Here is a 13,108-nt window from a genome sequence, read left to right on the forward strand (position 1 = left end):
AATCTTCATGTTAAATTCATCTTGGATGCCAATTTTTGTATTGAAATAAATTTAGATATTAAAATTAAAAACTAAATTTTATCTGTTTTGTAAAATATTATATTAATAATTTATTAATGACAAAATAAAAAGGAAAAACAAAAATCTATGAAAAAAGCAATCATCCTGGTAGCCCTCTTTGCAGCATTGGGGACGACCTATTCACAAGCACAGTATAGACAGGAACAAACTGTTTGGGGATCAAATGATAATAATGTTTACAGAGACGATCGAGGTGAATACCGTTATGAAATGCGGGAAAGAAGGGTATGGATACCGGAATACCGGACCGGAGGCATATTTGGTGTAGGAGGCCGCAGAGTACCCGGGCATTATGAAATGAGAAATGAGCGGGTAAAAGTATATATAGGTCAGAATTATCAGAACAGAAATAAGCATCCCCATGGTATGCCTCCCGGACAGAGAAAGAAATCTGATAACAGATATGATTCCCGATACTATGAACGCAACCGAAATGATGATCGTTATGAGGACAGAAACCGGGATAACAGTGACGATGTCAGGTACGAGAATACTAAAGGCCGCGGAAACCGGAACAATGACCGCGACTAATTAGTAAGCTGTTCTTATAAAAGAAAAGTCTTCCCCAAACCGGGAGGACTTTTCTTTTATAAATTGTCCTGAAGAATACATTCGGATAAATTAACTTTGAGGCCTGTATTATAAATCATTAAGATCCTCTATGATCGTTTCATTAAGCATTGTCAGGTACCGGCGATTATACATACCCTTCGCATTAATGGCGATGGCTGTTCACCGCATTCCACTGGTTATGAACAATAAGTGCAGGTTCTGGAAACTAATGGGATGTGGCAGAAACGGAACATTTGACCTGCAACCCGACTGGCAGCAATGGGCTCTAATGGCTGTATGGGATTCAGAAGAGGATTTTAATAATTTCAATGAAGGTTCTTTTATTTCCTGGTGGTGGAAAACGTTCACTACAGAAAAATGGACATTGTTAAGTGTCCCTTTAGCAAGTCATGGAAAATGGGATGGTAAAGAACCATTTAAGATGAACGAATATGATAAAGATCATACAGGACCTGTTGTAGTTTTAACAAGGGCGACCATAAGATTGAGTAAATTAAAGAGATTCTGGACACATGTTGATCCGGTTGCACAGATCATGACTAAGGCAAAGGGATACCTAACTTCAGTTGGTATTGGCGAGGCTCCTTTTTTCAGACAGGCGACCATTTCTGTTTGGGATAACATGGAAAACATGAAAGCCTTTGCTTATGGCTCTAAAGACCATGCAGAGGTGATCAAAAAAACAAGAAAAGAAGACTGGTATAGTGAAGAGCTTTTTGCCAGATTTAAAATAATATCAGGAACAGGAACTCTGAATGGTATTGATCCATTAGTAGAAATTAAAGACATTTAAAAAACAAGAACCACAAATGAGAGTCATTGCAGAGCTACCACATCCTGATTGTAAGATCAGCATATTTTCAATGAACCAGAAGTATATCATAAAACTGGAGAAGGGAGTTTTTGAGCAGATCTATAAAATATCAGAGCTTGATGTACCTGAGGGGGTGGATGGAGTATTTAAGATCTTAAACGATAATTTTATAAAAACTGCAGCTGAACGATTTAATCAAATGAGGAGTGATTTCAATGAGGCATATAAAGAATACGATAGTTTTTAAATCATAAGTAGTTGATTTACAGTATTTAAATTCAACAAACAGAATTAAATTCTGCAAAATAGCCTATTTTAACCAAATTTTTTACGCGATATATTATATTTAGCTTTATATAAAACAAAGTAAAGTACTGATAATTAATTTATTATGTTGCATGGCAAAATATAATATTGCCTCCTATTATTGCCAAATTAATGGGAAGTTTAAACATTTTTACATATTTCACTTCAATCTAAAAGCATTGATTTTTTTTTATATTTTTGAATCATGAAAGATATCCTGTCACCACGTTTTATAGTATTAAGCCTTTTAGTTATTGCTGCGGCTTTAACCCGTGCACTTCCCTATCTGATTCCTCATATCTGGAACTTCACAGCTGTGGGTGCTCTGGCTATTTTTGCTGGTGCACAATTCAATAACAGAGGCCTTGCTTTTATCATGCCTTTAGCAGCGATGGCAATCTCAGATATATTTATCGGGAATGGTTTTAGTCTTTTGGTATACTTTGGTTTTACAGCTATGGTAGCATGCGGATTCCTTGTAAGAAATAAGGTTAATGTTACCAATGTTGTTCTTGCTTCTTTTATCAGTGCAAGTATATTTTTCCTGATCACAAATTTTGCCTTCTTTTATCCTGTAACTTTATACCCGCATAACATTTCGGGTATTCTTACATCCTATGCAGCTGGTTTACCATTCTTCAGAAATATGTTAATTGGAAATATGGTTTTCTCTGCAGTATTATTCAGCAGCTTTTATCTTTTATCGAAGCGTTATCCGGCATTAGCCAAATAACAATCTTGTTATTTATAAAAAAAACCTGATTGGTAATCCAATCAGGTTTTTTTATGCTATTAAATTAAGAGTCGTTCAACCAATTCAGGAACTCCAATTGAAGAACTTTTTATTATCATATCCAGGTCCTTAAGTGGGATTTCTGGACAATTCAGATCTACAAGGTATTTTGGAACATTAGGTGGCACAAAGTCAATGAGCCCAGCTGCCGGATATACCTTTAAAGAAGTGCCTATAACGATAAAGATATCGGCCTGGGAACATAGTTTTTGGGCATATTCGATCATAGGAACAGGCTCCCCAAACCAAACTACATGAGGACGTAGCTGAGAACCAAGTTCACAAACTTCTCCCATTTTCAATTCCCAGCCTAAAATATCGTAAGTAAGTACAGGATTCTTGTCAGACTGCGACTTAGTGATCAATCCATGAAGGTGAATTATATTAGATGATCCAGCCCTCTCATGGAGGTCATCTATATTTTGAGTGATAATGGTGACTTCATACTTTTCTTCAAGCCTGGCCAATGCAAAATGGGCTAAATTGGGTATTGCATCCAGCACATTCTTACGGCGTTCATTATAAAATGTCTGTACCAGTATTGGATCTCTTCTCCATGCTTCAGGGGTTGCGACATCAATCACATTATAACCCTCCCAAAGTCCGCCTGAATCCCGAAAGGTTTTCAAGCCACTTTCAGCTGAAATGCCTGCTCCAGTTAATACGACGATCTTTTTCATTGCTTTCCTAAATTATGTCTAAAAATAAGAATCCACTTTCAGATTCACCTTTCGCTGTTTCAATCTTCAATGGTTTAAAAACCAGTTCTCCGGTTTGATAAGGGATCGAATCCTTAAAAACCGGTCCGGCAAAGCAAAAAGTATGGTATTCTCCATTTTCACCACATGGGTCCACTCCTTCCGGCAGATCTTCAAGAAATTTACGGTCCAATTGCCTTCCAATCCAATCCTCACTTAATACCCCAGTATTGATGCAGCAGGTGATAGCCTTAAATCCATTAGCAATAAAATTGTTCATAAGTTCTACAGTTGGTATTTCCCAAAGGGGAAAAGAGGCTTTTAAACCTCCCCGATTCACCAGTTCTTCCCTGTATTTTCGAAGATCTTCCAGATGAATATCCCCAAAGGCAAGAACTTCAACCCCTTTCTTCTTCAAATCACCGCATAATTCAAGGAAAGCATGTTCATATGAATCATTAGCAGCCTGGTTAGGAACCCACATCTTAATTAATGGTATACCTAAAGCTTCGCATTGCCTATCAAGTATGACTTCAGGGATACCATGCATAGAGACACGCTTATATTCCTCATTCAATGTTGTAACAAGCGCAAGCAGCTCAAAATTTTCATCATTCTGTATTTTATGCAATGCCATTGCTGAATCTTTACCTGCACTCCAGAATAGGACAACTTTCTTCATTTTTACTTTTCTATAAACAAAAATAGCGATGAATTTTATCCATCGCTATTTAATAATATTTTGAATTTATTTAATGAATACCTAATCTAAATCCGGCATTAAAATTTAGCCCTTTAGTCTGGTAGCCAGCAAATTCGATGTAATCTTCATTCAGAATGTTTTTAACATCTGAAAATAAGGTAAGCTTTGCTAAAGGTTTGTATTGGATATAGGCATCAACCATATTGAAAGAGCCAAGATCAGCTTCAACAGTTTTAAATGTTTTCCCATCAAAATATCTGTCTGTTCGATCGCCAGTATGTTTATAGATCAGATTCATACTTACCTTTTTACTTAACTCAATACCTGCATTTAATCCGTAAGAGTTTTTTGGTCTTCGGAACAAGTTAAAAGCGGTATTAACAGGTGTGGTTACTTCACCATTGACGTAAGCATAATATGCATTCAAACTGATCATAGATAATGGTTTAAGTCCCAATTCAATTTCAAAGCCATTATCCTTTTGCCTGTTTTGGTTGATATAGCCAAATTTATTGGTAGCGATCTGGCCAAAATCGATGACACTTTCAATGTCTCTTCTGAAATATGAGAGTGAGAGATTGATATTTTGTGAAAAGTTTAAATCAAATCCAGTCTCAAAACTGGTGGTAGTTTCCGGTTCAAGAGCAAGATTACCATAGTCAGAAAATAATTGGTACAAAGATGGCACCCGGTACGCTGATGAAAGATTAAAAAACAACTTATACCGCTCTGCAAAAAGGTATGAGGGATTTATAGTGTATGTAAAATTACTTCCATAATCGCTGTGATTATTTAGTCGCCCCCCTAATTCTGCCTGAAAGCCGGTATTTGTTCTAAAAAACAGAGAAGTAAAGGCACTTGTCATGTTATTATCTGCAAACAATGCAGAACTATAAGGATTATGCTGTTCTGTACTCAGATTTCTGTAAGAAATTCCACCTGCAAGGTCAATTAATTTACTAAAATTATAGTTAAGATTGGTCTCAAGATGAGTTATATTCCCAGCATTATTAGTCACAGAACCCTGATTATCGTATTTATTCTTAACATTATTTTGACTTAAATTAAAGTTAAGAACTCCCTTATCAAGTTCCAGGCGGCCTCCTAATCCAGCAAGTAAAGATGATTTACTGTATGTATAATCTAAGGCATCAGAAAATGCACCGTTATCGAGATCTGCCGCATTATTATTAGCCTGCAAATTTCCTCTTAATGAAAACCTGTTACTAACCTGTTGTCCCAGATTAAGTAATACGGACTTTTGATGAAAGCCATCTTTATCAAAATTAGAAACTCCATTTGCCGGAGCTGCCGAAGAGAAATTTTCAGAATCAGAATTACTTGCACTAAATGACACAGTGGTATTTTGTATTTGACCGTTTAAGCCGAGAACCTGTTTATAGGTATCATATGATCCTGCCGTTGCTAAAACATTAGCTGATAATCCACCATTTCCTTTTTTGGTAATGATATTGATGACACCGGCAACAGCGTCAGAACCATAAAGGGTTGAATTTCCACCCTTTAAAATCTCTACCCTCTCAATAATATCAATTGGAATGGCAGAAATATTATACTCTCCCGAGATCTCAGAAGCGTCATTCACCGGGATACCATCAATAAGAATCAGTGTATTGGCAGCACTAGCGCCACGCATATACACTGCTTTAACATCTGCCGGATTACCACCATTTCCACCTATGGTAATCCCCGCTATGTTGTTTAAAACCTCAGGAAGAGTCCTCCCCTGGCTTTGCGCAAGAGTTTCTGCGGAGATGACTCTCACAACTTTACCGATTTCCGATATTTTTTTTGGTGAACGACTGGCAGTTACAACTACCTCATCAAGATTCGCGACAGGCCTTTGCTGTGCGAGGGCATTACTGTTTAGCAATGCCAGTTGTGCAAGCCCCAGGCCTGCAGCAACGTAAAAATTTTTTGTTTTCATTTTGTTGTGAGTTTTTGTCCCACAGCAAACAGATAATGAAGGAATACCAGAAACAGACAGTTCTATTAGAACTACCTTCTCCAAGCTTCAATCCCCGAAAGCTATGAATTATAAATGCGAAGGCAGGTCTTCTGACTTACTCCCGGTTTATCCTGCCTTCCCATCCGCTCTGGGCGGAAAGTGGCAATAATTTGGATAACCGTTGTGGAGAACACAGCAGCGGGACTGTCCGGGATTCTAACCCGGTTCCCTTTTAATCACGATAATGAAATCGAGAACCTAAAGCGATGCAAATTTAATATAAGAGAATAAAAGTCCCAATGAATGTTATTAACATTTCAGGATAATTTATTTTAATTAAATTGATTGAAAAGAATTCAATAAGATTTATAATGCAATAAATTCTATAGCTTTATTTTAGGCAGGGTTATTGTATTAAGCAGATTTTTAAACAATATTATTAATAAACACTATTTTCACAAGTTGTATAATTGAACCTAGATTTATTAAATACATAAGCCAGAACAAAACATCGTATGAAAGAACTACCTCTAACAGTAAGAAGGTCAATAGAGTTAATTGGTATTTGTCTGTTAGGCGCACTATTATCTATCGGAAATGATATTATAATGCCAGTATTGATGGCATTCTTTTTAAGTATTGTCCTTTTACCACTTTACAGATTTCTCCGAGCTTGGAAATTTCCGGAATTTCTATCTATTTTATTACCTATTCTACTCGGAGCGGTTTTTATTGCTGGTGTTATTTGGTTCTTTTCTGCTCAAATAAGTATCCTGGCAGCTGATTTTCCACAAATCCAGAAAAATGTAAACTATCATCTAAATAATATAAGCGATTGGATAAACAATAAGACTGATTTTTCTACTAAGGAACAAATCAAGTTTTTAAATGACCAAAGCAATAAACTGCTTACAAATGCAGGCAATATTATAGGTGGAGCTGCCGGCTCCATCACATCTGCTTTTATCTTTATTGGATTAGTACCGATCTATATCTATTTATTTTTATCCTACAAGAATCTTTTACTTCGATTTGTATTTGTTTGGTTTGAACCCGATCAGCATAAAAAAGTAAAGGAGGTGATGAAAGAAACCGAAATTATTATCAAGAGTTACCTGATTGGTTTATTAATCCAGATAGCCTATATAACTGTTTTGCTTGGTGGAATATTATTACTTCTGGATATTAAGCATGCCCTCCTGATCGGGGTGATCTTTGCACTGTTAAATCTAATCCCTTATGTCGGGGCTTTAATTGGCAATCTGCTTGGAGTGATGTTAACTTTAACTTCATCACAAGAATTATTACCAATTTTCACGGTATTAGGAGTGATTGCAATTGTTCAGTTTCTTGACAATAATATTTTAATGCCCCGAATTGTAGGTTCTAAAGTAAAAATCAATGCATTTGCTGCAATACTTGGAGTTTTTATTGCCGGAAGTCTGGCAGGAATTTCAGGAATGTTCCTTGCTTTACCATTGGTGGCAGTATTAAAAATCATTTTCGATCGCTCGAACATCTTCAAACCCTGGGGCATATTATTGGGTGATGAAAACCCTGTAAAAAGTCCGATGCGATTCCCAAAACTCCGAATGAGCAGTAAAAAAGTTGATAAAGAGCTTAAAATCGAGAACGATATTACACCTTTAGAAAAAAGACAGAATAATAAATGATTCGCTAAATTAAATGATCCGATTCTGAAATTGCTCCTCTACCCCTAGTCCAAATAAAGCAAAATCATATTTAACCGGATCGGCCGGGTCAAATTTTTGAAGATTCAATGTTAGCTCTGTGGCAGTTTGCCAGTCAACCTGCTTACGGGTAATAAGTTTTAATTTTCTCGCCACACGTTCAACATGCAGATCTGTAGGACATATTAACTGTGAAGGCTGTATAGTTTTCCAGATTCCAAAATCTACACCCTTATCATCATCTCTAACCATCCAGCGCAGAAACATATTAAGACGTTTGCAGGTTGATTTTTGGCTTGGAGAACTAACATGTTTTTTTGTACGGGATGGAAAATCAGGTAATGAAAAAAAGTATGTTCTAAATGAATTCAAATAATTTTCTATAGAGGACCTATTAGATTCTACCTTAAATTCACCCAAATAACATGGAGATGAACTGGACTCTATAATCTCTTCCTCATCCGTTTCTTCTAAATAATCATTCCGAAACTGCGATTTTGGTTTAAAACCAGTAAATGCATTTTCCAAAGAAGGATATTTATTATAATGCTGCCTGAAAAACTCTATAAAATATAAGGTATCGGTGTCATTAAAAGTACGATGTTTAAAATTCAAAAAACGTTTCAGGTCTGAATCCTGGTGATTCATAATAAAATCATAAGGAGTACCATCCATCAAAGTAATGAGCTCATTGCACTTATTAATGATAGTTTTTCGCTGTCCCCAGGCCAGAATGGAAGCCCAGAAACCCATAATTTCAATATCCTGCTTTAGTTTAAACTGATGCGGTATACATATTGGATCATTTTCAATAAAACCAGGCCGATTATACTGATCAACTTTAGCATCGAGAAAATCCTTTAGTTCCAGAAACGTATTTAAAGAAACGGGATATTGAGACATGGAGGATCTACAAAAATTCAGTTTTTATATATTTTAGGAAAGAGCCTGCTTCAGATCATCCAGCAAATCCTCAATATCTTCAACACCAACACTTAAGCGTAATAAATTATCAGTTACACCAACCTTATCACGCTCAGCCTTAGGAATTGAACCATGTGTCATAGAAACCGGATGGTTTATCAGCGACTCCACCCCTCCTAATGACTCTGCCAATGTAAACACCTTGAATGAGGAAGCTACTCGGTAGGTTTCCTGAAGGTCAGCACCTTTTAAAGTAATCGAAATCATTCCACCAAAATCGCGCATTTGCTTTTTAGCAATGTCATGATTTGGATGATCGGTAAATCCGGGCCAGTAGATCTTATCAACCTTTGGATGAGTTTTTAAAAATTCAGCAATCTGTCTTCCATTTTCACAGTGTGCCTTCATTCGAAGATGAAGCGTTTTTAAACCTCGTAATACTAAGAAGCTATCCATTGGACCAGGTGTAGCACCACAGGCATTATAAATGAACCAAAGTCGTTTATAAAGATCTTCGTCATTCAGCATCAAAGCCCCCATAACAACATCTGAATGGCCTCCGAGATACTTGGTAACAGAATGCATAACTATATCTGCACCCAGGTCAATGGGATTTTGCAGGTAAGGGGAAGCAAAGGTATTATCAACTGCAAGGAGGATATTATTTTCCTTTGCAATTGCTCCCACTGCTGCTATATCCACAATTTGCATTGTTGGGTTAGTTGGGGTTTCGATCCAGATCAGTTTAGTGTGATCATTGATATAATTCTTTACATTATTCGGATCAGACATATCTATGAAATGGAATTTTATCCCATAATTAGCAAATATCTTCGTAAAGATTCGGTATGATCCACCATAAAGATCATTCCCGGTGATCACTTCATCCCCTGGAGCTAGTAATTTCATTACAGCATCAGTAGCACCCATTCCGCTTGAAAAAGCAAGGCCAAAATTGGCATTTTCCAAAGCTGCGAGACATGACTCTAAAGCTTTACGTGTTGGATTGGTCCCCCTGGAATATTCAAAACCTTTATTATCTCCGGGTGATTTCTGCCAATAAGTAGAAGTTTGATATATAGGAGTCATTATTGCACCTGTGCTTGGATCAGGTTCCTGACCCGCATGAATTGCTTTAGTTCCGAATTTCATAATGAAATGGTTTTATAATTGGTTATAGGAGAAATCTCCTGATTATAACATTTTAATATTTAGGAAGATTACAAACAGCAAATTATAATTGCCTACTTCTTCCTGCTTACGGGCAAGAATTGATCATCAAGTTCAGTTTTAAACTTATAACCCATGTGCTTTCCTGTTGGATAACCTGAATTTGAGCCCATATATTGCCTTTCTTCAAGAGTAATTAGTCGAACAGTTTCAAAGGGTGGAGTAAGCAGATCGAATTCCATACAATAAATGATCGCCAGTTCCAGGATCTTCCTGACCTGTTGCTTTTTCAATTTCCCTTTGTGGAATGAATTGAAAAGAAATCCCAGCTGGCTCTGTCCATCTACAAAAAAGTGTTCCTCCTTATTAATAAATATCCTGCCAAGCAAATAGCCAATATCAGAACTCCTGTTATACTTCAGTGAATCAGCAAGGAAGTTATGAATATGGATGATCCCACAATACTTTCTTAAAGGATCTTCCTCAACATATTTTAATTTATTGATCTCATGTTCAGGAGGAAAGCTAAAAACATTACTGTGCATAGATAAAACAAGCACATCACCTGAAAATTTTAACTGAACTTCAAAATCTCCTTTGTCTGAGTATGTTATTTCAACATTTTGATTCTTTTTTGAGAAATCGGCCTGCATATCCAAACCTATCTCATGAAGTACAGTTTTAAACTGATTAAATACATCAGAGGTAGTCTGAAAAATTTTCTGTTTTACAGCTGCTTTATTCTCAAGTAATTTCAGAATGTGCTGGTAAGATTCAACTTCTTCCATGATGTTCGTTTTTTATCTGATAATAATCAGATCAATATGCTCTGGCAAATAAAACTCGCTGAGTAGATGGGTTACCTGTAACTATACAATGTCCGTTTTCCAGTTTATTATTCAAAGGAATACATCTTATTGTAGCTTTTGTCTCATCTTTGATTTGCTTCTCTGTTTCCGGAGTGCCATCCCAGTGAGCTGAAATAAAGCCAGCTTTGGTATCTAATAATTCTTTAAACTCTTCGTAAGAATTTGCCTCACGTGTATTTTCTTCTCTGAAATTAAGAGCTTTTTTAAATATACTGTTCTGGATATCTACCAATAATTCTTCAATATGAAGAACTAATCCATCTCTGGATATAGTTTGTTTTTCTTTGGTATCGCGGCGTGCGATTTCAATGGTGCCATTTTCAAGATCACGACCACCAATTGCCAGTCGAACCGGTACGCCCTTCATTTCATATTCGGCAAACTTAAAGCCTGGACGAAGTGTATCCCGATCATCATATTTAACAGAAATATTCTTCAACTTTAGTTCGGCAGCCAGTTCTTTAGCAATAGCAGATATTTTATCCAATTCCTCATCAGAACGGTAAATAGGAACAATTACAACTTGAATAGGTGCAAGTTTAGGAGGAAGAATCAATCCTGAATCGTCAGAATGTGCCATGATCAAAGCTCCGATCAGGCGAGTTGACACTCCCCAGGAAGTTGCCCAAACATAGTCGAGTTTACCTTCCTTGCTCGTGAACTTCACATCAAATGCTTTAGCGAAATTCTGGCCTAAAAAGTGAGAGGTCCCAGCCTGAAGTGCTTTACCATCCTGCATTAATGCTTCTATACAATAGGTATCCAAAGCACCTGCAAATCGTTCATTGGCTGTTTTCTTTCCCCGGACCACAGGTAATGCCATCCAATTTTCTGCAAAGTCTGCATAAACTTCAAGCATACGTTCAGTTTCTTCAATTGCTTCCTGTGAACTTGCATGTGCTGTATGACCTTCCTGCCAAAGAAATTCAGCTGTTCTTAAAAACAGCCGTGTTCTCATTTCCCAGCGAACAACATTGGCCCATTGATTAACCAGAATTGGCAGATCACGATATGACTGAATCCATCCTTTATAGGTGTTCCAGATTATAGTTTCAGAGGTTGGTCGAACAATTAACTCCTCTTCAAGTTTTGCATCTTCATCTACAATGATATTACCATTGCCATCATTTTTCAATCTATAATGAGTTACAACAGCACATTCTGTTGCGAAACCCTCCACATGGGAAGCCTCTTTTGAAAAAAATGACTTAGGAATGAATAATGGAAAATAAGCATTACTGTGCCCCGTATCTTTGAACATTTTGTCCAAAGCAGCCTGCATATTTTCCCAAATCGCATAGCCATAAGGCTTTATGACCATACAACCTCTCACAGCAGAATGTTCAGCCATGTCTGCCTTACCCACAAGTTCGTTATACCATTGGGAATAATCCTCTTCTCTGCTTGTTAAACCCTTACTCATCTTATTTAAGTCTCAAAAAATTACGTATATTTAATCGAATTAACATTTTAGCAAAGTTATAAAACTAGACGATGTATTATAATAATTTGCGATGCAACCATTACTGATATACTATCGTCTTCTTTATAATCGTTTAATTTCTATTAATGACCATCATTATGATTAAGAAATTCATTCACTTACTAGCAATACCATCTATTCTTTTCATGGGTTCATGTGCAAGCACAAAAACAGCACAGCTAAACGATCAGAATGATGACGTATATTATTCAATTGCAAAAGCCAGAGAAGTAGATCCGGTTGTTATTGCAAAACAAGAAGAAAAAAGAAGCAGCGATTACGTTACTGAAGATGAATTATATGGTGATTCATATGGTGACTACGGTTATTATAACGATTATACTTCTCGTTTTAACCGTTTCAGGACTTATGCACCATCTCTGGGTTATTATAATAGCCTTTATGGTTACAATTATGATCCATATTTCAGTAACTCCTATTTTCCAAACAGTTATTTCGGTGGGTCTTCATTTAATATAGGTATAGGATTAGGTTTTGGTGCTTATAATTACAATCCATGGAGAAACTATGGTTATAATTATGGATACGGATCAAATTTCTGGGGACCCTACTCCTTTTACAATTCCTTTAATTCTTATGGTTATGGAAATGGAAACGGATATTATGGAGGAAATTACAGCGGCATATACAGCAGCCCTGCATTTAACTCTCCAAACTATCGTCCAAGACCTTCAAGAAGTACTGACAACCTGACTATCGACAGAGGTTCTGTTATAAGTGGTCCGGGGGGGGTGATCTACAAAGACCCAAATGGAAATATCATTTCAAGAGGAAGAGCTGAACGTTATGGAGATCAGGTTCAACCCAATGCTACTTCAGGTACCAGAACACAACCTGCAGTTCGTCCAGACAGGGCGAACCAAAGTCCACCACAAAGAGCGGCACAACCTGAACGGATTTATACTGCTCCACCAAGACAGGATACAGGATCAGGCTCCAGGTCAAACCCTGCACCATCAAATAATAATGGAGGTGGAAGTTCATCATCCCGCCCTTCAAGAGGAAATTAAGAG

General features: G+C 36.9%; 13 protein-coding genes and 1 riboswitch. Of the genes, 6 read left to right on the forward strand and 7 right to left on the reverse strand.

Translation table 11 applies throughout. From position 1 onward, the window contains the following. Nucleotides 1-147: 147 nt before the first annotated feature. The 4 genes from BLR27_RS11640 (at nt 148) to BLR27_RS11655 (ending at nt 2,507) form a co-directional block, all read left to right on the forward strand. Nucleotides 148-612 carry a hypothetical protein gene (locus BLR27_RS11640; RefSeq protein ID WP_090705075.1) on the forward strand — a complete coding sequence of 155 codons (465 nt, stop codon included), beginning with the start codon at nt 148-150 and terminating at the stop codon, nt 610-612. A gap of 130 nt (nt 613-742) precedes the next feature. Then, on the forward strand, nt 743-1,447 hold the full coding sequence (locus BLR27_RS11645) for a DUF3291 domain-containing protein (protein WP_176767685.1): 705 nt from the start codon (nt 743-745) through the stop codon (nt 1,445-1,447). 16 nt (nt 1,448-1,463) lie between these two features. Further along, on the forward strand, nt 1,464-1,715 hold the full coding sequence (locus BLR27_RS11650; RefSeq protein WP_090705077.1) for a hypothetical protein: 252 nt from the start codon (nt 1,464-1,466) through the stop codon (nt 1,713-1,715). A 264-nt stretch (nt 1,716-1,979) separates the two neighbouring features. Further along, a complete protein-coding gene (locus BLR27_RS11655) occupies nt 1,980-2,507 on the forward strand; it encodes a DUF6580 family putative transport protein (RefSeq protein WP_090705079.1) in 528 nt (175 codons plus the stop codon). 59 nt (nt 2,508-2,566) lie between these two features. On the opposite strand, the gene BLR27_RS11660 is transcribed toward BLR27_RS11655, so the two are convergent. The 3 genes from BLR27_RS11660 to BLR27_RS11670 form a co-directional block, all read right to left on the reverse strand. Beyond that, nucleotides 2,567-3,247 carry a Sir2 family NAD-dependent protein deacetylase gene (locus BLR27_RS11660; RefSeq protein ID WP_090705081.1) on the reverse strand — a complete coding sequence of 227 codons (681 nt, stop codon included), beginning with the start codon at nt 3,245-3,247 and terminating at the stop codon, nt 2,567-2,569. A gap of 7 nt (nt 3,248-3,254) precedes the next feature. Next, nucleotides 3,255-3,947: a Dph6-related ATP pyrophosphatase gene (locus BLR27_RS11665; RefSeq protein WP_090705082.1), complete on the reverse strand. Its 693-nt coding sequence runs from the start codon at nt 3,945-3,947 to the stop codon at nt 3,255-3,257. A 70-nt stretch (nt 3,948-4,017) separates the two neighbouring features. Further along, nucleotides 4,018-5,916, reverse strand: a complete 1,899-nt coding sequence (locus BLR27_RS11670; protein ID WP_090705084.1) for a TonB-dependent receptor plug domain-containing protein — start codon at nt 5,914-5,916, stop codon at nt 4,018-4,020. A 104-nt stretch (nt 5,917-6,020) separates the two neighbouring features. Continuing rightward, nucleotides 6,021-6,214, reverse strand: a riboswitch (cobalamin riboswitch). A 238-nt stretch (nt 6,215-6,452) separates the two neighbouring features. Here BLR27_RS11670 and BLR27_RS11675 point away from each other — a divergent pair. Beyond that, nucleotides 6,453-7,610 carry an AI-2E family transporter gene (locus tag BLR27_RS11675; RefSeq protein ID WP_090705086.1) on the forward strand — a complete coding sequence of 386 codons (1,158 nt, stop codon included), beginning with the start codon at nt 6,453-6,455 and terminating at the stop codon, nt 7,608-7,610. 9 nt (nt 7,611-7,619) lie between these two features. Here BLR27_RS11675 and BLR27_RS11680 read toward each other — a convergent pair whose 3' ends face one another. The 4 genes from BLR27_RS11680 to proS form a co-directional block, all read right to left on the reverse strand. Continuing rightward, nucleotides 7,620-8,531: a TIGR02757 family protein gene (locus BLR27_RS11680; protein WP_090705088.1), complete on the reverse strand. Its 912-nt coding sequence runs from the start codon at nt 8,529-8,531 to the stop codon at nt 7,620-7,622. Nucleotides 8,532-8,564: 33 nt separating this feature from the next. Further along, a complete protein-coding gene (locus BLR27_RS11685; RefSeq protein ID WP_090705090.1) occupies nt 8,565-9,704 on the reverse strand; it encodes a cystathionine gamma-synthase in 1,140 nt (379 codons plus the stop codon). A gap of 92 nt (nt 9,705-9,796) precedes the next feature. After that, a complete protein-coding gene (locus tag BLR27_RS11690) occupies nt 9,797-10,510 on the reverse strand; it encodes a hypothetical protein (RefSeq protein ID WP_090705092.1) in 714 nt (237 codons plus the stop codon). Between the two features lie 31 nt (nt 10,511-10,541). Next, entirely contained in the window at nt 10,542-12,014 is a 1,473-nt protein-coding gene (proS, locus tag BLR27_RS11695) for a proline--tRNA ligase (RefSeq protein WP_090705094.1), read from the reverse strand. A 158-nt stretch (nt 12,015-12,172) separates the two neighbouring features. Here proS and BLR27_RS11700 point away from each other — a divergent pair, with 158 nt between their 5' ends. Then, nucleotides 12,173-13,105, forward strand: coding sequence for a hypothetical protein (locus BLR27_RS11700; protein ID WP_143007738.1), 933 nt, complete (start codon nt 12,173-12,175; stop codon nt 13,103-13,105). The last annotated feature ends 3 nt before the right edge of the window (nt 13,106-13,108 follow it).

Source organism: Daejeonella rubra (assembly GCF_900103545.1).
In the GTDB taxonomy this organism is placed as follows: Bacteria; Bacteroidota; Bacteroidia; order Sphingobacteriales; family Sphingobacteriaceae; genus Daejeonella; species Daejeonella rubra.

Bases quoted from the DNA above. Each gene is read 5' to 3' on its own strand.
- BLR27_RS11640 (WP_090705075.1), top strand. From the start codon at position 148: ATGAAAAAAGCAATCATCCTGGTAGCCCTCTTTGCAGCATTGGGGACG.
- BLR27_RS11645 (WP_176767685.1), top strand. From the start codon at position 743: ATGATCGTTTCATTAAGCATTGTCAGGTACCGGCGATTATACATACCC.
- BLR27_RS11650 (WP_090705077.1), top strand. From the start codon at position 1,464: ATGAGAGTCATTGCAGAGCTACCACATCCTGATTGTAAGATCAGCATA.
- BLR27_RS11655 (WP_090705079.1), top strand. From the start codon at position 1,980: ATGAAAGATATCCTGTCACCACGTTTTATAGTATTAAGCCTTTTAGTT.
- BLR27_RS11660 (WP_090705081.1), bottom strand. From the start codon at position 3,247: ATGAAAAAGATCGTCGTATTAACTGGAGCAGGCATTTCAGCTGAAAGT.
- BLR27_RS11665 (WP_090705082.1), bottom strand. From the start codon at position 3,947: ATGAAGAAAGTTGTCCTATTCTGGAGTGCAGGTAAAGATTCAGCAATG.
- BLR27_RS11670 (WP_090705084.1), bottom strand. From the start codon at position 5,916: ATGAAAACAAAAAATTTTTACGTTGCTGCAGGCCTGGGGCTTGCACAA.
- BLR27_RS11675 (WP_090705086.1), top strand. From the start codon at position 6,453: ATGAAAGAACTACCTCTAACAGTAAGAAGGTCAATAGAGTTAATTGGT.
- BLR27_RS11680 (WP_090705088.1), bottom strand. From the start codon at position 8,531: ATGTCTCAATATCCCGTTTCTTTAAATACGTTTCTGGAACTAAAGGAT.
- BLR27_RS11685 (WP_090705090.1), bottom strand. From the start codon at position 9,704: ATGAAATTCGGAACTAAAGCAATTCATGCGGGTCAGGAACCTGATCCA.
- BLR27_RS11690 (WP_090705092.1), bottom strand. From the start codon at position 10,510: ATGGAAGAAGTTGAATCTTACCAGCACATTCTGAAATTACTTGAGAAT.
- proS (WP_090705094.1), bottom strand. From the start codon at position 12,014: ATGAGTAAGGGTTTAACAAGCAGAGAAGAGGATTATTCCCAATGGTAT.
- BLR27_RS11700 (WP_143007738.1), top strand. From the start codon at position 12,173: ATGATTAAGAAATTCATTCACTTACTAGCAATACCATCTATTCTTTTC.